Source organism: Pseudaminobacter sp. Soil_N_29 (assembly GCF_057656055.1).
Map to the genome: position 1 here is coordinate 580,574 of NZ_JBDGLC010000001.1, position 18,863 is coordinate 599,436.

21 protein-coding genes and 2 pseudogenes are annotated in these 18,863 nt (G+C 62.5%); 7 read left to right on the plus strand and 16 right to left on the minus strand.

Going from position 1 to position 18,863, the window contains the following annotated elements; translation table 11 throughout:
- Positions 1-3 precede the first annotated feature (3 nt).
- From AC3A4H_RS02760 to AC3A4H_RS02770, 3 genes and pseudogenes are all read right to left on the minus strand, one after another.
- Complete coding sequence (locus tag AC3A4H_RS02760; RefSeq protein WP_487765315.1) at positions 4-1,014, minus strand: cytochrome c oxidase assembly protein; 1,011 nt, start codon at positions 1,012-1,014, stop codon at positions 4-6.
- Positions 1,011-1,888: pseudogene (locus tag AC3A4H_RS02765) on the minus strand (substrate-binding domain-containing protein). Before AC3A4H_RS02765 ends, AC3A4H_RS02760 begins: the two are co-directional and overlap by 4 nt.
- Positions 1,869-3,632, minus strand: a pseudogene (locus AC3A4H_RS02770) (methanol/ethanol family PQQ-dependent dehydrogenase). The pseudogenes AC3A4H_RS02765 and AC3A4H_RS02770 overlap by 20 nt, the downstream one beginning before the upstream one ends.
- Before the next feature lie 397 nt (positions 3,633-4,029).
- Between AC3A4H_RS02770 and AC3A4H_RS02775 the strand changes: the two are divergent.
- On the plus strand, positions 4,030-4,206 hold the full coding sequence (locus AC3A4H_RS02775) for a low affinity iron permease family protein (RefSeq protein ID WP_487765316.1): 177 nt from the start codon (positions 4,030-4,032) through the stop codon (positions 4,204-4,206).
- A gap of 44 nt (positions 4,207-4,250) precedes the next feature.
- On the opposite strand, the gene AC3A4H_RS02780 is transcribed toward AC3A4H_RS02775, so the two are convergent.
- Positions 4,251-4,607, minus strand: coding sequence for a PRC-barrel domain-containing protein (locus AC3A4H_RS02780; protein ID WP_348778119.1), 357 nt, complete (start codon positions 4,605-4,607; stop codon positions 4,251-4,253).
- A 75-nt stretch (positions 4,608-4,682) separates the two neighbouring features.
- A complete protein-coding gene (locus tag AC3A4H_RS02785; protein WP_487765317.1) occupies positions 4,683-4,868 on the minus strand; it encodes a hypothetical protein in 186 nt (61 codons plus the stop codon).
- A 205-nt stretch (positions 4,869-5,073) separates the two neighbouring features.
- Between AC3A4H_RS02785 and AC3A4H_RS02790 the strand changes: the two genes are divergently transcribed.
- From AC3A4H_RS02790 to AC3A4H_RS02805, 4 genes are read left to right on the plus strand one after another with little or no spacing between them, the layout of a single operon-like run.
- A complete protein-coding gene (locus AC3A4H_RS02790) occupies positions 5,074-5,418 on the plus strand; it encodes a hypothetical protein (RefSeq protein ID WP_348778117.1) in 345 nt (114 codons plus the stop codon).
- Between the two features lie 17 nt (positions 5,419-5,435).
- On the plus strand, positions 5,436-5,846 hold the full coding sequence (locus tag AC3A4H_RS02795; RefSeq protein ID WP_348778116.1) for a phage holin family protein: 411 nt from the start codon (positions 5,436-5,438) through the stop codon (positions 5,844-5,846).
- On the plus strand, positions 5,833-6,756 hold the full coding sequence (locus AC3A4H_RS02800; RefSeq protein WP_487765318.1) for a hypothetical protein: 924 nt from the start codon (positions 5,833-5,835) through the stop codon (positions 6,754-6,756). The genes AC3A4H_RS02795 and AC3A4H_RS02800 overlap by 14 nt, the downstream gene beginning before the upstream one ends.
- Positions 6,753-7,763, plus strand: coding sequence for a YihY/virulence factor BrkB family protein (locus tag AC3A4H_RS02805; RefSeq protein ID WP_348778114.1), 1,011 nt, complete (start codon positions 6,753-6,755; stop codon positions 7,761-7,763). The genes AC3A4H_RS02800 and AC3A4H_RS02805 overlap by 4 nt, the downstream gene beginning before the upstream one ends.
- A 7-nt stretch (positions 7,764-7,770) precedes the next feature.
- Here the strand turns inward: AC3A4H_RS02805 and AC3A4H_RS02810 are convergent, their stop codons facing one another.
- Positions 7,771-8,280: a hypothetical protein gene (locus tag AC3A4H_RS02810; RefSeq protein WP_487765319.1), complete on the minus strand. Its 510-nt coding sequence runs from the start codon at positions 8,278-8,280 to the stop codon at positions 7,771-7,773.
- A gap of 14 nt (positions 8,281-8,294) precedes the next feature.
- Entirely contained in the window at positions 8,295-9,470 is a 1,176-nt protein-coding gene (locus AC3A4H_RS02815) for a zinc-dependent alcohol dehydrogenase (RefSeq protein ID WP_487765320.1), read from the minus strand.
- 275 nt (positions 9,471-9,745) lie between these two features.
- Here AC3A4H_RS02815 and AC3A4H_RS02820 point away from each other — a divergent pair, with 275 nt between their 5' ends.
- Both AC3A4H_RS02820 and AC3A4H_RS02825 read left to right on the plus strand, forming a co-directional pair.
- Positions 9,746-11,035 (plus strand): NRAMP family divalent metal transporter, encoded by a 1,290-nt coding sequence (locus AC3A4H_RS02820; protein WP_487765321.1) that lies wholly within the window; start codon positions 9,746-9,748, stop codon positions 11,033-11,035.
- Between the two features lie 148 nt (positions 11,036-11,183).
- The gene (locus tag AC3A4H_RS02825) at positions 11,184-11,498 is read left to right on the plus strand and encodes a hypothetical protein (protein ID WP_487765322.1); all 315 of its coding nucleotides are present in this window, start codon (positions 11,184-11,186) and stop codon (positions 11,496-11,498) included.
- 6 nt (positions 11,499-11,504) lie between these two features.
- Here AC3A4H_RS02825 and AC3A4H_RS02830 read toward each other — a convergent pair whose 3' ends face one another.
- From AC3A4H_RS02830 to AC3A4H_RS02870, 9 genes are all read right to left on the minus strand, one after another.
- Positions 11,505-11,720, minus strand: coding sequence for a hypothetical protein (locus AC3A4H_RS02830; protein WP_487765323.1), 216 nt, complete (start codon positions 11,718-11,720; stop codon positions 11,505-11,507).
- A 263-nt stretch (positions 11,721-11,983) separates the two neighbouring features.
- Positions 11,984-12,685 (minus strand): c-type cytochrome, encoded by a 702-nt coding sequence (locus tag AC3A4H_RS02835; RefSeq protein WP_487765324.1) that lies wholly within the window; start codon positions 12,683-12,685, stop codon positions 11,984-11,986.
- Positions 12,669-13,940 (minus strand): sulfite dehydrogenase, encoded by a 1,272-nt coding sequence (gene soxC / locus AC3A4H_RS02840; RefSeq protein ID WP_487765325.1) that lies wholly within the window; start codon positions 13,938-13,940, stop codon positions 12,669-12,671. Before soxC ends, AC3A4H_RS02835 begins: the two co-directional genes overlap by 17 nt.
- Positions 13,941-14,044: 104 nt before the next feature.
- Positions 14,045-15,745 carry a thiosulfohydrolase SoxB gene (soxB, locus tag AC3A4H_RS02845; RefSeq protein ID WP_487765326.1) on the minus strand — a complete coding sequence of 567 codons (1,701 nt, stop codon included), beginning with the start codon at positions 15,743-15,745 and terminating at the stop codon, positions 14,045-14,047.
- A gap of 183 nt (positions 15,746-15,928) precedes the next feature.
- On the minus strand, positions 15,929-16,789 hold the full coding sequence (gene soxA / locus AC3A4H_RS02850) for a sulfur oxidation c-type cytochrome SoxA (protein WP_487765327.1): 861 nt from the start codon (positions 16,787-16,789) through the stop codon (positions 15,929-15,931).
- Between the two features lie 40 nt (positions 16,790-16,829).
- Positions 16,830-17,159: a thiosulfate oxidation carrier complex protein SoxZ gene (gene soxZ / locus AC3A4H_RS02855; protein ID WP_487765328.1), complete on the minus strand. Its 330-nt coding sequence runs from the start codon at positions 17,157-17,159 to the stop codon at positions 16,830-16,832.
- Between the two features lie 58 nt (positions 17,160-17,217).
- A complete protein-coding gene (soxY, locus tag AC3A4H_RS02860) occupies positions 17,218-17,673 on the minus strand; it encodes a thiosulfate oxidation carrier protein SoxY (RefSeq protein ID WP_209710658.1) in 456 nt (151 codons plus the stop codon).
- 17 nt (positions 17,674-17,690) lie between these two features.
- A complete protein-coding gene (gene soxX, locus AC3A4H_RS02865) occupies positions 17,691-18,152 on the minus strand; it encodes a sulfur oxidation c-type cytochrome SoxX (protein ID WP_487765329.1) in 462 nt (153 codons plus the stop codon).
- Positions 18,153-18,258: 106 nt separating this feature from the next.
- On the minus strand, positions 18,259-18,855 hold the full coding sequence (locus tag AC3A4H_RS02870) for a thioredoxin family protein (RefSeq protein ID WP_487765330.1): 597 nt from the start codon (positions 18,853-18,855) through the stop codon (positions 18,259-18,261).
- Between the last annotated feature and the right edge of the window lie 8 nt (positions 18,856-18,863).

Here is an 18,863-nt window from a genome sequence, read left to right on the forward strand (position 1 = left end):
CGATCATGCATGCACGCGCTTGTAACCAGGCCTGCTGCTGGCGGTGATCCAGATTCCAGCCACGGCGACCGCCGCACCGCCATAGACCAAGCCGGCCGGCACCCACATGACCAATCCGGCGAGCTGTTGGTCTTCCAGGGGCGTCAGGCCCCACAGTTCCGAGATGCCAAGGTTTGGCGGATACCAGAGCCGGGGCGACAAGAGGAGCAGCACGCCAAGCAGTGCGGTGTGCATCGAAGTCAGCGCGAGATGCATGACGGACGCGCCAAGCTCCCGCTCCTTGCCTCTCCGAGGAACCGTTACCAGCACCGCCATCACCGCTAGCCACACGACTGCGCAAAGTGCCGTGAAGAAGATGATCAGCCGCGCCAACTCGCCGGCTGCCGGCCCCTGCGGGTTGAGTGCCGATTGTATGCCGCTGCACCCGGCCAGTGCCAGAATCGAAGCCAGCATCAAGCTGTTCCGACCCATAGGCTGCCTCATGGCGACTTCCCCAGTGTGGCGGCGCCCGGCAACCTGTTTTCCGAAGGATGTGGCATCATCTCGTCGTTGCGGCTTGGCGCGGCTGCCGAGGATTCCTTGCCCCACAGGGAGCGGACATAGACCGAGAGCTCCCAGATCTGATCGTCGGGGATCAGCCCGCCGAAAGCGGGCATGCCGTTTGGCCGGCCGTCGCGGATGGGCATGGATCTGTTCGGTCGAGCCGCCGTAGATCCATTTCTCATCCATCAGCGCCGGGCCCATGCCGCCGCCTCCCTTGGCGTGGCAGCCCGAGCAATTGAACTGATCGAACAGCCGCTTGCCCTCGCTGAGGTGAAAGGCGTTACCTTCGAACTCGGCCGCCTTGCTGTTCACCGGCGAAGGTCGTGTCCCGCCCGGTGCCAGCGTCGTCACCGGTGAAGGTTGTTCGCCGCTACCTGTATCGGGGCTGGGCTGGGTATTGCGCTCTTCGCGATGGCAGGCGGCCATCATCGCCATTGCGCACAGGAGCATGATGGAGGCGCGCGCGCTCATCGCGGCACCGCTTCGCTCTGGTTCGGCCGCGGTACGTGATACTGGGAAAGCACCGCCTCTATTTCGGCGCGATGTTTCGTCAGCGCGTCGTCGATTTCTCTGCGAAGCGCGACGTCCTCGCGCCGCACTCCCATGGAAATATCGTAGACCATCGGCAGCATCGGCAGGTCGACTGCGGGCGTGACCGGGCTGATCCTGAGTTTCCCTGCCTGCCTGTCGGCGAAGTAGCCTGCAAGCGGGCCCCCACGCGATCGCAACGTCGACATCGCCGCTCGCCACGGCATCGACGATCCTGGCGCTCGGGTTCGGCATCAAATAATCGCCATATACCGGAAAGCCGCGCACATGGCCGGCAATGCCCCGGCGTGCCAGTGCGGCCACCGGCGGCGTATTGGCACCATCGTCGCCGATCAGCTGGACCCCCGATCCGCAAGCCTCGAAGCGCCGGATCATCGAATGAAGTGATCTGCGGCCCGTCCTCGCGGGTGACGAACACATAGGTGGAGCGGTAATAAGGGCGGCTGGTGCGCAACGGCTCGAGGCCCGAAGGCGTGCCGGGAACGAGATCGCACAGCCCTGCCTTCAACGTATTGCGGATGAAGCCGCGTCGCTGCGCCCACCACACATAGGAGACGCTGGCGCCAAGCTCCCTGGCAACGATGTCGACGATCCTGTTGTCGAACCCTTCCTCGCGCTCGTTTGAAAACGGCAGATTGTTCGGATCGGCGCACACACGCAGTTCGCGCGCCGGATTGGTCGTGGTCGCCGCGACGGGAAGACCGAATATGAACGCGAGCAGCAACACTGCGCCGGTGATCGGTTCTCCTGACGACCTTCCCGACCTGGCAGCGCTTTCAGGGCAGCCGGAACACATAGAGCGTGCCTCCAGGGTTCGTGGCTTCCTTCAGGTCCTTCATCACGTTGACAAAGCCGAGCGCCGCGGTGGCGTCTCGCGGGTCGAGATCGCCGGACACGATCGCGCCTGCCCAACCGCCAACCCCGGAAAGGACGGCGATGTATTGCCGGCCGTCCGGCCCTCGATAGCTTATCGGCTGGCTGATGATGCCGGACGATGTCTTGAACTGCCAAAGCAACTCGCCGGTCTGGGCGTTCACCGCCTTGAACCAGCCCTCCATCGTTCCGTAGAATACGACATCGCCCGCGATGACCAACGCACCGCTCCAGACCGGGAAGTTCTCATCTATCTTCCAGGTCGCATGTTCGTTGGCGATGTCCCAGGCCGTGAACTGGCCGCGATGACCGCCAGGCCCCGGAATCATCCGCACATTCATGCCGACATAGGGTGTGCCGGCTATGTAGCTCACCTCCACGCCCTGTTCGTCCATGCACATGTTGTTGTGCGGAATGTAGAGAAGGCCCGTTTTCGGGGAGAACGCGGAAGGCTGCCAATCCTTAGCGCCGGCCGCAGTGGGGCAGATGTCGCGCACCACTTTTCCGGTGCCGGTCTTCTTGTCCGGGTTCTCGATTAGCCGCCCGCTTTTGAGGTCCACGCCCTTGCTCGAGTTGATGACCGGCGCGAAGGGCTTGGCGGAAAGCACCTCGCCCGTAGTGCGGTCGAGTACATAGAGATAGCCGTTGCGATCCGGGCGCACGAGCACCTTGCGGGGCTTGCCCTGCCAGTCCATGTCGAGCAGAACCAGCTCGTTTATGCCGTCATAGTCGTGCTGGTCGTGCGGCGTCCATTGATAGTACCAGTGGGCCGCTCCCGTATTCAGGATTGCGCGCGAAGACCCCCGCCGTCCACTTGTTGTCTCCGGGCCGCAGGTCCGGATTCCACGGGCCGGGGTTTCCGGTCCCATGATAGATCAGGTCGAGCTCGGGATCGTAGGAGATCCAGCCCCAAACATTGCCGCCGCCGATCTTCCATGCGTCGGGCGGCCAACTGGTCACACCCAGGTCCTTGCCCTTGTCGCCGTCATAGAACGGCTTGAAATCCGGCCCTATCAGAACGTCCGTGTCGGGGCCGTTGCTGTAGGCTGTCCACACGACATGCCCGTCGCCGACATCCAGCGCCTTGATCCAGCCGCGCACGCCGAGCTCGCCGCCGGAATTTCCAAGCAGCACCTTGTCCTTCACCACCAGCGGCGCCATGGTGACGGTCTCGCCAATGTTGATATTGCCGACCTTAGTGTTCCAGATGGCCTGCCCCGTAGTGTTGAAGAAGACGCGGCCGCCGGAGACGCGGCCACCGGAATAGACCGCGCCACGGTTGACGACGTCGCAACACGCCACACCTTGCGCGGCGGGTTCCGGATTTGGTTCGTATTTCCACTTCATCGGGGCGCCCGGCTTTGAGAGGTCGAGCGCGTAGAGGATGTTGGGATAGGGAGTGACCACGAACATGGTGCTGCCCACGACGAGCGGCGCAGCCTCCAGGCCCTTCAGGTTCCCGTAGAGAAGGTGAACGCTACCTGCAGGTTCTTGACGTTGCTCCGGTCGATCTCTGTGAGTTCGCTGTATCGCGTCGAGGCATAGTTCTTTGCCGGCATAAGCCACTGGCCGTCGTCGGGCGGAGCCGCGGCACTCGGCGGCTTGATCGCGCCCTCGGCTGATGCGCTGGTTGGCGCGGCGAAACCCGCAGCGACTATGAGCAACATGCAGGCTGCAGTGAGAATAGAATGCCCGGAGGTGGCTTCACCTGCCGCCAATCGGCCGTGCTGCGAGCGTCCCTGGCGACCAGTCGCAGTGCGACCACTCTCCCGGGAGGTTCCACCTCTGCCAAACCGCCCCAACGTACACGGAGGACATTGTTCCGCGGGTGGAGCCACGGCTTGGCTCATCGGCATCAGCGATGGCGAAGCGGGAACAATTGAACGCTTTGCCGATTTGCCACGCATGGCAGGCAGAGCTGTAAGAACCGCGATAACGGAGGTTGGCACCCTGCTCGCCAGGCCCTGGGCCTTCATAGTGTTCGGCTTGTACACAGTTGCATGGCTGGCACTCGATAGGTCCTCGCTGGGCTGGCACGGCGTAGCGACGCTTGCGACGTGGGTGATGACGTTATTCATCCAGCGCGCCGAGCACCGGGACACGCAGGCCATCCACGCCAAGCTCGACGAACTGCTGCGGACTGCCGGCCGGGACAACTTGACCACTCTCGATGAAGAAGAACCCGAGGAAATCGAAGATCAACGCGAGCGGGACCGGGGAGATGACGCTCAAGCGCGTTGAGGTGCGGCCCGGGCGGGCGATTGACGCCCGCGGGCCTTTCTTGGTCAAGACGGATATTCGGCGCCGTAGTAACCGTGGATACGCCGGCTGTTTTCATCAGACCAATCGTAGCCTCGGTTGGGGTCGTATTTCGGCCCGTTCTGGATCTGCTCCTTGGTGAGCCGGATCCGGAAGCCGTCCAGACCCTCGTCATAGGTCAAGCTGGACCAGGGAATGGGGTAATATTCGCTGCCAAGCCCCCAAAGGCCGCCGAAGCTGAGCACCGCGCAGGCCACCCGGCCATCCCGCTTTGTCAGGACCAGCCGTTCCACCTTGCCTACATTCTCGTCGCCGGCATCGTACACGGTTGTGCCGATGACATCGTCACTGTCGACCAGATTGAAGCGGGTGTCGGTTTGCATGATTGCCTCCTAATGATTTCGCCAGGGGACCCCGCGCAGATCAATGCGGGGTGGGAAAAGTTGCGGTGCGAACCGCTAGCGGTCGTTTTTATGGCTCTGTTGCCCGGCCTTCACATGCTGCTCATGTGAGCCGCCGCGCTCGCCCTGGCCGCCCCGACGGTCGCTGTCCGGTTCACCGGCGTGGCGCGTCCTGTCGTCGTTCTTGTGGCTCTGCTGGCCAGCTTTCACGTGCTGCTCGTGAGTACCGCCACGGTTGGGCATTTTGCTTCTCCTTTATTGTCCGAGGCCGGTGTGTGGCCTCACCGAACCAATCCGAGGCGGAGGACATGGTTCCAAAATATTTTGGGAGCTTGTCCGCAATGCAGGGGAATGCTTTCGTCGCTTCAGCCACCCACCGAATGGCGGGAACATTTACGTTCCAGTGGGGTTAGGAGTCGTATTCGCCAACGCGACAAGGACCACGGCGATGAGCGAAATTCAGGATATCAAAGACCAGGCCTTGCGAAACGCCGAGCAACAGAAAGATGCCGGCGCGGATCGCATTGGTGGCGTCGCCAAGGTGGCGCACGGTGTGGCTCGCGAACTTGAAGACGAGTTTCCATTAGGGGCCGCCTACGTCCACGAGGCTGCAGCGCAGCTCGAAGCTGGCGCAACGAAACTCCGGGAAAGCAGGATCGAAGATCTGGTCAAGGGCGTCGGAAGAATGGCGCGAACGCAACCTGCCGTCTTTTTCGGCGGGGCGATGCTGGCTGGCGTGCTCCTGTCCCGCTTCCTGAAGAGCTCGTCTCACAGGCGCGGCGCTCGACACTGAGTGAAAAGAGGAACGAAATGGCACACTATAGCCGCACGATTCCAGACATTTTCACAGACGTAGTATCTCTCGCTGCGACACTGGTTCGCAAGGAAAGCCAGCTCGCCCGTACCGAGATTTCGGAAAACATCGGCCGCGTCGGGGCAGGCATTGGCCTGCTGACCGGCGGCGCCGTCTTGATGATTCCGGCTCTGGTCATCCTGCTGCAGGCTGCGGTGGAATGGGTGAGCAGAACTTATGCCATCACGCCCGCGTTGTCGGCCTTGATCCTGGGCGGCATTGTCTTTGTGATCGGGCTCATCCTGCTGCTGGTCGGCGTTAATCGGCTCAAGGTCAGGACCATGGTGCCCGATCGCACCATCCGCCAGATCCAGCAGGATGCAAACGTGGCACAAGAGCAGATGAGGCCGCAAGATGCCGTCCACTGATCAACTTGAGCACGAAGTAGAGCGTGTTCGCTCCCAACTCGTCGACGCGCTGGATGAATTCCGCGCCAACCTTTCCCCGGGGCAGGTCCTGGACCAGCTCACTGAATATGCCGGTGAAGGGGATGCCGGGGAGTTCTACCGCAGGCTGCGGCACCAGGTGGGGCAAAATCCGGTGCCGATGGTTTTGGTCGGAACCGGCGTTGCCTGGATGATGCTTTCCAACGTCCTGGGCAGTTCCACCCGCACGGAGACCTCGAGGCGCCAAGGGGCGATGGGCGACGAGCTGGCCGAAAAGGCGGGCTCGGCCGCCGACACCGTCAAGGATGCCGGTTCGGCTACAGTCGATATAGCTGGCCGGATGGGCGACGCGGCCAGCGCAAGCGCAAGATCCGCAGGCAATGCCATTCGAGAAGGTGCAGCAAGCGCAAGCGACCGCCTGGGAGCGGCGGCGGGAGCGGCGGGCGGCGCTGTGAGCAAAGCCGGCTCTTCCGCCTACGATGTCGTGGCGGGCACCACCAGCCGAACCGCCTCGGCTGTCGGAGAGTCGGCGCGGCATCTCGGCAGCAGCGCCACTTCGGGTGCGAGGAGCTTTATTGAATTCTGCCGCAGTGAACCGCTCGTATTGGCGAGCATGGGCGTCGCCATCGGGGCTGTGCTTGGGGCGCTTATGCCGTCCACCCAAACCGAAGACTATCTGATGGGCGACCGAAGCGATCGCCTGAAGGAAAATCTCGGCGAAATGGCAGAAACCGGGGAGCGCGGGAAGGCCGACAAGCCGGCAGCGGCTGAGTCCGGCGGTGCGGAGGCGGCTCGTGGCTCGAAAACGGAAACGAAACGGGCCGCCGCAATGGAGACTGGCAGCCACCGAACTTCGGGCACCCGGAAGAAACGCAGCCAAGCAGATACATGAGTGGCGGCTCGATCCACCGGCCTTCGGCCGCCCGGCCTGCGAGCGTTCCGCTCTTGCTTTCCGGACTGGCGCTAGCCCTTCTGTTTCTTGGATTTCACAGGCCCCGCCATCAGGCCCCGGCCAAAGAGGACGGTGCCTCGCACAACCCCGACCAGCACAGCAAGGAACCGGTCCGCACCAGCGCGCTACGGCGATGGACGGAAGTATTGCGGCAGACCCTGCGCAATGTGTCGCGCCATCGGGTCCTCGCCAACGCCGCCGGCGTCGCCTTCTACGCGATCCTCGCGGTCTTTCCCGCCCTGGCCGCCTTGGTGGCGATCTACGGGCTCTTTGCCGATCCGCAAGCGATAGGAAATCACCTGGCGCTGGTCGCGGGCGTGTTCCCGGAAGGCGCCATCGACGTGATGAAGGATCAATTGGCGCGCGTGGCGTCGCAGGGCAGCAGAACCCTCGGCTTTGCGTTCGCCTTGGGCCTGCTGGTTTCGCTGTGGAGCGCGAACGCCGGCATCAAGGCGCTCTTCGATGCGTTAAATGTGGTCTATGGCCAGCAAGAGAAACGAAGCTTCGTCTGGCTCAACGTCGTCTCCCTGATCTTCACCCTCGGCGCCATAGGGCTCGTCCTGCTGGCGTTGTGCGCAGTGGCGGTCGTACCGCTTGTTCTTGCTTTCGTAGGATTGAGTGAAGTTGCGGACGTGCTGCTGCGGATTGCCAGGTGGCCCGCCCTTCTGATCGTAACGGCATTCGGGCTGGCCCTGCTCTACCGCTATGGGCCGAGCCGTGGCGAGGCTCACATACGCCCTTTGACCTGGGGTAGCGGCTTTGCGGCTCTGGGGTGGCTGGCGGTCTCGATTCTGTTCTCCTGGTATGCCGCGAATTTCGGCCACTACAATCAGACCTACGGCTCGCTGGGCGCGATCATCGGCTTCATGGTGTGGATCTGGATTTCCGCGATCGTCATACTGGTAGGCGGCGAAATCGACGTTGCGCTCGAACGCCATCCCACATGAGGCCGGGTCATCGCGCGGCTGCGGAGCGGGCGGTGCGGAGCCCCTTCGGGAACCCGCTGCGATCGCTATAATCTCGCCAGCCGTTCCCTCGCCGATGCCGGGCGGTGACGCTTCTGGCAGCGAGGAGATCGAGGGCGGCGATGCCAATCACCATCGCCAGCGCAAGATTGGCGTTTTCTCGCCTCGGATTAGTTGAGCGCAGGCCACCCGAGAGTGCCGCGATGTCGATGACGTCGCCGATCACCCTGCTCCAGAGCCCGATCTCCTTGTTGATTGACAGCGAGAGGACGCCGCTTGCGATCTCTCGTGCGCCGCAGGCGCGAACCATCCCCTCCCGCCCTCTCATCCCGAGCGAACGGGACAGCTGGCTGGACGCGAGGAGTTCGACAATGCCCAGCCCGATGCTGAGCCAGCCGAGCGCGCGGGCCAGGCGGTCTGATGGCCCCATTGAGCTCGGGCCGGAGTGCAGGATCTTCGGGTCGCCTTCCGGGCGGCTGAGATTGGCAAGGAGGTTCATTGCTCGCCTCGACTTTATGGTTTGATGACAACCTTGATGCAGCTGTCCTGCTTGTCGCGGAACACCTTGTACATGTCGGGGCCATCCTTGAGCCCGACCGTGTGGGTAATGACGAAGGAAGGATCGATCTGGCCTTCCTCTATCCTGCGCAGCAGGTCGTCGGTCCAACGGTTCACATGGGTCTGCCCCATGCGGAACGTCAGACCCTTGTTCATGGCAATCCCCATCGGGAACTTGTCCACCAGCCCGACATAGACGCCGGGAACTGAGATGATCCCTCCGGGCCGGCACACATAGATCATTTCCCGCAACACATGCGGCCGGTCGTTTTCCAGAAGCAGCATTTGCTTGGCGCGGTCGTAAAGCGTGTCGGGCTGCCCGAGCGAGACGTGACTTTCCGTGCCGGTAGCGTCGATGCATTTTTCAGGCCCGCGTCCCGATGTAAGCTCCTCGAGCCTTTCCAGCACGCTTTCCTCCTCGAAATTGATCGTGGTGGCACCGCCTGCTTCCGCCATCGAAAGGCGCTCGGGCAGGTAATCGATCGCGATCACCTGATCGGCGCCAAGCAGGATGGCGCTGCGGATCGCCATCTGGCCAACGGGGCCGCAGCCCCAGACGGCAACCGTATCGGTTGGCTCGATGTCGCACTGGACCGCCGCCTGCCAGCCTGTCGGGAATATGTCGCCCAGGAACAGCACCTGCTCGTCGCTCAGGCCGTCGGGCACCTTGATGTGAGTGGTGTCGGCAAAGGGAACCCGCAAGAACTCGGCCTGTCCGCCGGGATAGCCGCCAGTCAGATGCGAGTAGCCGAAGAGCCCTGCGGTTGCGTGGCCGAATGCCTTCTCGGCAAGGTCCCTGTTTCTGTTCGTGCGCTCGCAAAGTGAATAGTTCTGCCGCTTGCACTGGTCGCATTCGCCGCAGATGATGGTGAAAGGCACCACGATGCGTTCGCCCTTCTTCAGCCTGCCGTCCATTCCGGACCCGACCTCCACGACCTCGCCCATCGCCTCATGGCCCATGATGTCGCCCGGCAGCATTGCCGGAATGAGATTGTGGAACAGATGCAGGTCCGAACCGCAGATGGCGCAGCTGGTGACCTTGATTATGGCGTCGCGCGGTTCTCTGATTTCAGGATCCGTAACAGTGTCGCAGCGGATATCCTCCTTGCCGTGCCAAACAAGCGCTCGCATGTGCGCCTCCATTCGGCGGCTGAGCCGGCGTCTCTGAAGCGTCACGGGTCGCCAGAAGCCGCTTTGTTCGTGCTGCTGTCCGAACAACGGCGGGGCCAACCTGTTCCACAGATCGGCGCGAAAGTTGACCGCGGCCACTCTCGAATTCCCGGCTGCGGTCGCTCCGGCGGGGTCCGGCGGAACCATGGCCTGCGCTGGTTGTTGATTTCGGTTTGGTAGCGACATGGTCCGGTTGCAAATGCGTGGCCATGGCCGCTGTCGCTTGCGAGTTGGAAATGACAACACCGGCCCAACCCAGTCCGCACGTTCAGCCCAAAGCCCGTCTGCTGGCCGTGCTCGGGCCAGGTCTGATCACCGGCGCCTCGGACGACGACCCAAGCGGAATAGCGACCTATTCACAGACGGGCGCCCAGTTCGGATATCTCCCCACCTGGTCTCTTCTATTCTCGTATCCGCTGATGGTAGCGGTCCAGATAATCAGCGCGCGCCTTGGCCGCACGACAGGTCTTGGCATCGCCGGCAACCTCAGGAAGTTCTACCCGAACTCCGTGGTCTATGCGTGCGTGGCGCTGCTGCTGGTGGCGAATGTCATCAATGTCGGAGCGGATATCGGTGCCATGGCCGATGCGGTGCGCGTTCTGGTCGGCGGCCCGCAGATCGCATATGTGCTGGCGTTCGGCATCATTTGTGTCGGGATGCAGGTCTATCTGTCCTACAAGCCGTATGTCAGCGTTTTGAAATGGCTGACGCTCGCTCTGTTTGCCTACATCGCCACGCTCTTCTTCGTCCAGGTCGGCTGGTCCTCGTTGGCCCGCAGCTTCTTTATCCCGCATCTCTCGCTCAGCAAGGATTACCTCACGGCGATCGTTGCCATCCTTGGCACAACGATCAGCCCATACCTCTTCTTCTGGCAATCTTCGCAAGAGGTGGAGGATATCCAGGCTGTTCCCGAGAGGAAGGCGCTGGCGTCCGCGCCGGAGCAGGCCGAGGAAGCCGAAGCCAGGATAAGCCTGGATACCTTCGTCGGCATGGGCTTTTCGAATATCGTTGCCTTGGCGATCATGGTCACGGCTGCAGCGACGCTCCATGCCAGCGGCATCACCCAGATCGAAACCTCCGCCCAGGCAGCAGAAGCGCTGAAGCCCCTGGCTGGCGTGATGGCTGGAACGATATTTGCGCTTGGCATCGTTGGCACCGGGCTGTTGGCGGTTCCCGTCCTTGCGGGGTCAGCTGCCTATGCCGTCGGCGAGACACTGCGATGGCCGACAGGCCTCGACCGGAAACCGGGGCAAGCGAAAGCCTTCTACGCCACGATTGTGATCGCTACCTTGATAGGGGTCGGTTTGAATTTCAGCCCGATCAATCCGATCAGGGCTCTGTATTGGAGCGCGGTCATCAACGGCGTCGTGGCCGTACCGATCATGGCCATGATGATGCTCATGGCAGCACAGTCTCGCGTCATGGGTCAGCGCGCGATTGGCGGCCGGCTCCTCGCATTCGGATGGCTTTCGACCGCGGTGATGGCAGTCACGGCCGGCGCCATGATCGTGACGCTGGTGTTCTAGCCGCAACCGACGCGTGACCTCCGGCACGGGTTCGTTTTTTGCCTTGCGGCCTCTGGAGTTTTGCCCAAGCCGCACCATTTCTCACTCGCGACGTTTAGTGGTTTCGGGGCATTTGCCACCAAGCGTTCCGGCCAGACTGGAGGCGTCGATGCGGAGGCACCTTTCCCTCCACCCCGAGTGCTCGTATGATTTTTCCCCCGAGGTTCTGGACACCCTCGATGCTCTGGTCCAGCGCGCAGTAGAAGCGCTGCACAGCGATGATCCGGCCGATCGCAACGAAGTGGCGGCAAGAATCCTGTCGCTATACACGATCGGCGGCCGAAGCCTCGAGGAGATATTGGACCTGACGATCCGCCTGCACCGGGAAGGCTATACGCCGGGCGGCCGGCGCTCGGACAGCCCGGCGCCGAAGCGGATCCGGACCGAGCGGCAGCGCCGTCACCTGAAGGGAGAAGACGAATAGAGCCTCTCAGGCTCGGCCGAGGCAGCGCCAGTTCGCCTGCACCGCCACGCTCTTGAGCGCAGAGGCCAGTTCGGCCTCGTCCCTCATGCCTTCCTGAAGTTTGCGAGTAAGGAAGCGCGCCGCCTCCGCGGCATTCGGCGAGAAGTTGAAGCCGGCTTCGGCGAGCACGCGTCTGAGCATGGCCATGTCGTTGCCGGTGAGAGACAAGTGGCTGAGTGGCATATGTGAGGTCCTGGATTGATCACGAACCGTTCAAAACCGCTCTCGGCGATCAAGGTTCCGTGACAGACCAGAGAAAATTTGGCACGCCGGCGTGTGGGCGTGCGCCACAAAGACCGCGCTGAACCGCCTGGTGCCGGTTCAGCGCGGCAGTCGGGAGACGCGACGTTGGGAAAAAGCGGCTAATCACTTAGCAGCGGGAAGACGGTGCCAGAAGTTTTCCACTGGCACCAGTCGGGCAAAACCCGTGGGATGCTCCGACCCGCTCAGTCGATGCCGCCTGCCGGTGCGTCCTTGTCGCCGGCGTCTTCGGGCGTCACGTCCAGAACTGCCGCATGCATGGTGATCTCGGCCTTGCCGGGCTTGCAATCGGTCATGCAGGGCTCGGACTTGTCGGCATAATGAGGTTCCTCCAGCCGATCGTCGTCGATGAAGTTTTCCTCGTTGGGAAGCTTGATCGACGTGAAGTTTTCCTTCGACAGCTCGAAATCCTCGTCGTCGACGAGATCGTTGAGGTAAAGCAGATAGGCCGTCAGCGCATAGACATCGTCGTCCGACAGCGAACGTGCATTGCCGAAGGGCATGGCCCGGCGCACATAGTCGTAGACGGTCGACAGATAGGGCCAGTAGGAGCCGATGGTCTTTTCCGGCCGCTCGGCTTCCAGCGTGCCCTGCCCGCCTGCCAGTACCGGCCAGCGGTCGATGGCCTCGCCGAAATCGCCGTGGCAGGAAGCGCAGTTCTCGTCGTAGATGGCCATGCCTTCCGAGACGGTGCCGCGACCTTCCGGCAGGCCCTGCCCGTCGGGGCGCACGTCGATGTCCCAGGCTGCAACCTCTTCCGGAGTGGCGACGCGGCCGATGCCGAGCTTGCCGCCAGCGGCAGCATCCGAGGCCTGCGCCGTTGCGCCGAGACAGGCCGTGCCGAACAGCAACCCTGCGGCGAAACCGAGTTTAAGAAATCTCGACATTCTCGATCACTCCGTCGGTGCCGACATGCCAGGTCTGGATGCCATTGTTGTGGTAGATGGAATTGGGGCCGCGCACCGCGCGCAGCTCCTGCTTGGTCGGCTGCACGAAGCCCTTGTCGTCGATGGCGCGCGACTGCAGGAAGAGTTCAGAGCCGTCCCAGTCGAACTCGTAATAGAAGCGGTGCAGTGCCATGGGCAGGCTCGGCCCGTCGATGCGCGCCGGGTGCCAATTGCGACCGCCATCGATGGAGACGTCGACCCGGCTGATGGTGCCGTTGCCCGACCAGGCGAGGCCCGAAAGCACCAGCGGGCCCTTGCCATGGGTGATCGGCGCCTGCGGGCTCGGATTGGTGATGACCGACTTCACGTCCATCACCCAGGTGAAGCGCCGCGCCTTGCCGTTCGCAAGCAGGTCCGTGTATTTCGAGGTTTCCTCGCGGTGCTGCCAGGGCTGGTCGCCGACTTCGAGGCGGCGCAGCCACTTGACCCACATATTGCCTTCCCAGCCTGGCACCACGAGGCGGACCGGATAGCCTTGCTCGGGGCGCAGTGCCTCGCCGTTCATGGCAAAGGCGACCATGCAGTCGTCCAGCGCCTTTTCCATCGGGATCGAGCGCGTCATGGCGGAAGCGTCGGCACCTTCGGCCAGAAGCCACTTGCCTTCCGTCTTCACCCCGGCTTCCTCGAGCAGATACTTCAGGCGCACGCCGGTGTAGACGACGCAATGGATCATGCCATGAGTGAACTGGCAGCCATTGAGCTGCGCACCGCGCCATTCCATGCCGGAATTGGCCGCGCATTCCAGGAAATAGACCCGGTTCTCGCGCGGGAAGCGCTTCAGGTCGGCCATGGTGAAAACCAGCGGCCGCTCTACCAGACCATTGATCATCAGCCGGTGCGAACCCGGTTCGATCTCGGCGATGCCGGCATGGTGGCGCTCGAAGCACAGGCCGTTCGGCGTGATGATGCCGTCCAGTTCATGCAACGGCGTAAAGTTGATCGACGAGATTGAATCCGAGGTCAGCCACGGCACGTTCTTGCGCACCACATGGGCCTCGAACTGGGACGGCTGGCCATAGGGACGCGCGTCTACGCCGTCGCCCGGATAGCGGTTCCAGTCCTGAATCTCGGTGATGACCTCCTCGCTCTCGGTGGCACGGGCCACTCCGGCGCCGGCCAGCGCGGCCGCGCCCATCAGCCCCCCGGTAAGGAAACTGCGCCGGGAGGGAGACAGCTTGCTCTGCCGCTCAGCCATGATGACCTCCATGAATCTTCATGATTAATTCTAACATATGAATTTTTCTATGTATATGGCAACAGGACAGCCGGCGCAAACCGGCTCTCCTGTCCACATGCGGATCAGGCGACCACCTTGACCGTCCGCTCATCCGGCACGGAGACCGTGCCCTGGCGGGAGATGTAGCTTTCCATCAGGTCGTAGATGGCGGGCCCGTCGGTGCCTTCGTTGACGGAAGCCCAGCCGCCGACGACATAGCTGCGCGACGGGTCGATCGGCTCGCCGGTCGCGGCCAGTTTCATGTCGGAGATGCGGCTGCCGATCTTCTCGTTGACCGTGCAGGTATAGGTCATGCCGCCGACGCGGACCATGTCGCCGCCCTGCTGCAGGAAGGGATCGGGGTTGAACAGGTTGTCGCAGACATCCTCCAGCACTTCCTTGAGCTGGGCTCCTGTCATCTCGTTGCGGTAGACGGCCGGATAGCTCATCGAGGTCTCGGTGTAGAGATCGTCGATGGTAATGTCCTGTCCCGGCAACAACGTCGTGCCCCAGCGGAAGCCGGGCGAGAGGGCGATCTGGGTGTCGCGCTCCTCCATGATGCCGCGACAGATAAGGTCATCCCAGGTGCCGTTGAAATTGCCGCGGCGATAGAGCAGCGTGTCGGTCTTGCCGATGACCCGCGCCAGCTCGTCCTTGTAGGGCGCGCGCACCTCCTCGATCTTCGCCGCCATTTCGGCGTCGGGTGCAATCACGTCGGAAAAGACCGGGATCAGCTTCGAGCTGTAGCCCGTCACCTTGCCATTGGACACTTCAAGGTCGATGCGGCCCAGATATTTGCCGTGCGATCCGGACGACATGATCAGCGTGTCCTCGACCTGCAGGGCCACAGGCACGGCGTCATGGGTGTGGCCGGTGAGGATAACGTCGATGCCCTTGACCACGCTGCACAGCTTGCGGTCCACGTCGAAGCCGTTGTGCGAAATCACCACGACGATCTCGGCGCCCGCATCGCGCGCTGCGTCCACATTGGCCTGCAACACGTCGGGGCGGATGCCGAACGACCATTTCGGGAACATCCAGCGCGGATTGGCGATCGGCGTATAGGGCATTGCCTGTCCGATAACCGCAACCTGCACGCCGCCCTTCTCGAACATCGCTGTGTTGTCGAAGGCCGGCTCGTCCCACTCGGCATCGAATATGTTCGAAGCCAGGAACGGATAGCCCATGCTCTCGATGATCTCGAGGAAGCGTTCCTCGCCGAAGGTGAACTCCCAGTGCCCCGTCATGGCATCGGGTTTCAGCAGCTTCATGCACTCGACCATGTCCTGGCCATTGGTCTTGAGCGAAGTGTAGGAACCCTGCCAGGTGTCGCCGCCGTCGAGGAACAGCACCTTGTCTTCGCCGCGCTCGGCGCGGATCGCCTTGACCAGCGTGGCCGTGCGGTCGAGGCCGCCGAGGCGGCCATAGCTGCGGGCGAGGTCGACATAGTCCACGAAGGTGTGGGCATAGGCGAGCGGGCTGCCCCGGTCGATGCCGAATTCCTTCAGGAAGGCTTCGCCGACCAGATGCGGCGGAATGCCGGCATAGGCGCCGACGCCGATATTGGTGTCCGGCGGCCGGAAATAGACAGGCATGAGCTGGGCATGCACGTCGGTGAAGTGCAGCAGGGTCACCTGCCCCTTGGCATCGAAGCTCAGCAGATCGTCCTGGGTAAGCTTCTGCTGGGCCAGCGCGCGGGTGGGATTGGCCAGGTATCCGGCCGCGCCAAGCGCAATGCCGGCATTGGCCGCAAACTGCAGGAAATCCCTACGGGTATAACTCATGCTCGCCTCTTCGGAGCGCTCTCGCCTTCCTCAGAAGTGCAAGCGACGCTCAATCTTCCTGTTTGTCCGCCGTTGCGAACGGAAAACCGGCCCCCCTCTCCCGGATTCGCTCTCGGAACGCCGAAACGTCAATTACCCGCCGGGCGGAGAACCGCCCGGCTACATTTCAAATTGCCGCGCCTGCTATTGCCTTACGGCCGGCGTCTCCACCGAAAGCCCGGTGCCCCGCCAGGTCACATAGACCTCCAGCGCCATCAGCTCGTCGGAGAAGGCCTTGGGCATTTCCGCTCGCGTGTCGCGGATGCAGCCGCGGAAGCGGTTGTGCAGCGAAACCATGCCAGCCGTGTTGAAACGGTATGTCGGGAAGCCGTTGGCCTGCCCCTGGCTGAGGTGATCGGCGCGGATATACTTGCCCATCGCGCCCTCGTGGCAGGAGGCGCAAGCGAGATTGAGCTGGCCGGTGCGGGTGTAGTAGGACTGCTTGCCCTTCTCCCACCAGCTCTGCATCTCGCCCTCGCCCAGATCCAGCTTGACCGGAATGCCCAGCGACTGGTGCTTGATGAAGGATGTCAGGGCCACCTGGTCGGCATCGTCGAACTTGTAGGGCTCCGCCCCCATGTTCTCGACGCGGCACTTGTCAATCTGCAACTCGACATTGATCGGCTTGCCGGACGCCGCATCCCATTTGGGGTAGCGGGCGCCCACGCCCTTCATCGATTCGGCAGCGTCGTCGTGGCAGGAGGCACAGGACTTGCCCATGGTTCCGTCCACAGCCTCCCAGATGTCGGCGCCGCGTTCGACGGCCAGCATGCCGGGATTGGCGAAGGAGTCGGCCTCCGTGGCGCGGGTCTCCGCCTCGCGGAACAGCCAGCCCGACAGAACCTCGTCGAAAGGATGCCCCTCGGGCGCCGGCGCTCGGGTGATGATCTCCACGCCGTCGATCTCGAGCGCCTCGTCGACCGGATCGGCGATCGAAACGTTCGCGGCCAGAGCCACAACACCTGCACACAACGCGGACAATGCCGCGGTCGATAGTCTGCTCACCTTGTCCTCCCCCGATGGCGCGGCATCAGGCCGCGCTGGTTCAGGCTACTTCGATCTGATGTTCGTCGGTGTAGACGGACCCGTCGTCGTCAGTCCACGTCAGCTTGAAGGTCCCGCTTTCATTGACCTTGGCGCTGAACTCGAAATAGGGATTGGCCGAGATCGCCGGATCGATGTCGCATGAGAACACCGGCTGCCCGTTGAATTCGCAAGCGAACTTGTTGATGATCTTGCGCGGGATCGTGTTGCCATCCTTGTCCTTGCGCTGACCCGATTCCATCTCATGGCTGATCAGGGTCTTGAGCACGACGATCTCGCCGGCCTTGGCCTTCTTCGGGATCTTCACGCGAGGCTTGGGAGCTGCAGACATTTCACTTCCTTCAAATTGGAACGAACAAAATAGAAACGGGGCGAGACAGCGGGGCGGATCAGCCGCCGCAGCCGCCGATGGTCACCTTGACTTCCTTCTTGTCCATGTAGACCGAACCATCGGCCATCTTGGCGACGGCGATGACGTTCTGGGTCTTGGCCAGCCGCATACGGGTGGTGGCGGCAGCCGAACCGCTCAGCGCGGTGAAGCTGAACTTCGCCACATCCGGGCTCGGGTTGCCGTCGGCAAGGATCAGCACCTGGTCGACCATGTCGTCGCCTTCCATGGCGCTCTCGACCTCGACCGAGATCGGAACCGTATTGCCGTTCTCGGCGATTTCCGGCGCGGTAAGCGTGATCTTGCCGCTTTGCGGCTCCTTTCCGCCGGTGAAGTCCGCGATCAGCTTGCTGACTTCCTCAGGCGCCGCCACCGCCCGACCGGGCAGGATATGCAACGCCGGAACGACGGCCGCACCTGCGACCAGCGCGAGTACATGACGCCTGTTGAGTGCCATGCTTGTCTCCTTTTTACCTATTCCTTGAGTGTCGCCAGATAGGCGACCACATCCTCGACCTGCTGTGCGGTCAATATCGTCTTGCCGACGAGGTCCTTGCGGACATCGATGCCGACATTGAGGCTGTAGAAGCCCGGCATCATGGTCTCGTCGCTGAATACCTGCTTGGCGTCCACGACTATGGCGCGCAGCTCCGCCTCGCTCCAGCGATCAGCCACGCCGTCAAGCGAGGGAGCGACATCACCATGGAACTGCTCGCTGGCCAGCGCCGTCACCACATGGCAGGCAAGGCAATTGCCCAGACCGCGATTGGCAAGCGTCTTGGCGCCCTCTTCCGGATTGCCCGGAACGCCGGTCAAAGATGCCGTGACAGCCATGTCCTCGAACCGGACATCAGCCGGCGCCACCTCGCTCGCCTGAGCGAGCCCGGCACTGGCAAATACTGCTAATGCAACGATTGCGGTGAGTGTCCGCCCCATTCGGCCCTCCTCCAACCTGCGGTTTGCACGAGTGAACCGCCTCTCAAGCCAACGATAGTCCGCACCATGCGTGCAATCAATCAAAAAATATGAATTTGTGCATATATCACTCATCATCCCCAAGTTTACCGGCTGCTCTCAGTTCGTTGATGATGCGGGCGTGGTATTGCTGGAAGTGCTCGTCGCGCTCGTAGCCCTTTTCCTTCACCCAGCGGAACATGTTGAGGAAGGTCCACTTTCCGAAGGCGCCGGGCATGGTGGCGACGGCGGCCTCGGCCACCGTCTTGTCCTCGGGCGCCGCCTCCGGCAGGAACACGATCGTGGGGGTGAACACATAGCCCCATTTGCGGGCGGCGGTCTTCTCGGTCAGCGTCTCGCCATTGAGATCGGTGACCTCCTCGTCGCCAAACATGTTGTACTGCACGACCATGAAGTTCTGGCTGATGTAATCGCGCACTTCCGGATCCGAGAGGATCTTCTCGTGCATCTGGGCGCAGTAGATGCAACCGCGCTGCTCGAAGACGATGGCAAGGCGCTTGCCCTCGCTTCTGGCCTGCGCGATGTCGTCGCTGACGTCGCGGAAGGTCATGGCAAACCAGCTTTCCTTGTGCAGCCCATCCTCTCCCACTTCCGCAGCGGCGAGCGTCTGGGCAAATGCGAGCGCCATCAACAGCGTGAATGCGCGTGCCAGCAGCTTGTGCATGGGTTACT

Bases quoted from the DNA above. Each gene is read 5' to 3' on its own strand.
- AC3A4H_RS02760 (WP_487765315.1), bottom strand. From the start codon at position 1,014: ATGAGCGCGCGCGCCTCCATCATGCTCCTGTGCGCAATGGCGATGATG.
- AC3A4H_RS02775 (WP_487765316.1), top strand. From the start codon at position 4,030: ATGACGTTATTCATCCAGCGCGCCGAGCACCGGGACACGCAGGCCATC.
- AC3A4H_RS02780 (WP_348778119.1), bottom strand. From the start codon at position 4,607: ATGCAAACCGACACCCGCTTCAATCTGGTCGACAGTGACGATGTCATC.
- AC3A4H_RS02785 (WP_487765317.1), bottom strand. From the start codon at position 4,868: ATGCCCAACCGTGGCGGTACTCACGAGCAGCACGTGAAAGCTGGCCAG.
- AC3A4H_RS02790 (WP_348778117.1), top strand. From the start codon at position 5,074: ATGAGCGAAATTCAGGATATCAAAGACCAGGCCTTGCGAAACGCCGAG.
- AC3A4H_RS02795 (WP_348778116.1), top strand. From the start codon at position 5,436: ATGGCACACTATAGCCGCACGATTCCAGACATTTTCACAGACGTAGTA.
- AC3A4H_RS02800 (WP_487765318.1), top strand. From the start codon at position 5,833: ATGCCGTCCACTGATCAACTTGAGCACGAAGTAGAGCGTGTTCGCTCC.
- AC3A4H_RS02805 (WP_348778114.1), top strand. From the start codon at position 6,753: ATGAGTGGCGGCTCGATCCACCGGCCTTCGGCCGCCCGGCCTGCGAGC.
- AC3A4H_RS02810 (WP_487765319.1), bottom strand. From the start codon at position 8,280: ATGAACCTCCTTGCCAATCTCAGCCGCCCGGAAGGCGACCCGAAGATC.
- AC3A4H_RS02815 (WP_487765320.1), bottom strand. From the start codon at position 9,470: ATGCGAGCGCTTGTTTGGCACGGCAAGGAGGATATCCGCTGCGACACT.
- AC3A4H_RS02820 (WP_487765321.1), top strand. From the start codon at position 9,746: ATGACAACACCGGCCCAACCCAGTCCGCACGTTCAGCCCAAAGCCCGT.
- AC3A4H_RS02825 (WP_487765322.1), top strand. From the start codon at position 11,184: ATGCGGAGGCACCTTTCCCTCCACCCCGAGTGCTCGTATGATTTTTCC.
- AC3A4H_RS02830 (WP_487765323.1), bottom strand. From the start codon at position 11,720: ATGCCACTCAGCCACTTGTCTCTCACCGGCAACGACATGGCCATGCTC.
- AC3A4H_RS02835 (WP_487765324.1), bottom strand. From the start codon at position 12,685: ATGTCGAGATTTCTTAAACTCGGTTTCGCCGCAGGGTTGCTGTTCGGC.
- soxC (WP_487765325.1), bottom strand. From the start codon at position 13,940: ATGGCTGAGCGGCAGAGCAAGCTGTCTCCCTCCCGGCGCAGTTTCCTT.
- soxB (WP_487765326.1), bottom strand. From the start codon at position 15,745: ATGAGTTATACCCGTAGGGATTTCCTGCAGTTTGCGGCCAATGCCGGC.
- soxZ (WP_487765328.1), bottom strand. From the start codon at position 17,159: ATGTCTGCAGCTCCCAAGCCTCGCGTGAAGATCCCGAAGAAGGCCAAG.
- soxY (WP_209710658.1), bottom strand. From the start codon at position 17,673: ATGGCACTCAACAGGCGTCATGTACTCGCGCTGGTCGCAGGTGCGGCC.
- soxX (WP_487765329.1), bottom strand. From the start codon at position 18,152: ATGGGGCGGACACTCACCGCAATCGTTGCATTAGCAGTATTTGCCAGT.
- AC3A4H_RS02870 (WP_487765330.1), bottom strand. From the start codon at position 18,855: ATGCACAAGCTGCTGGCACGCGCATTCACGCTGTTGATGGCGCTCGCA.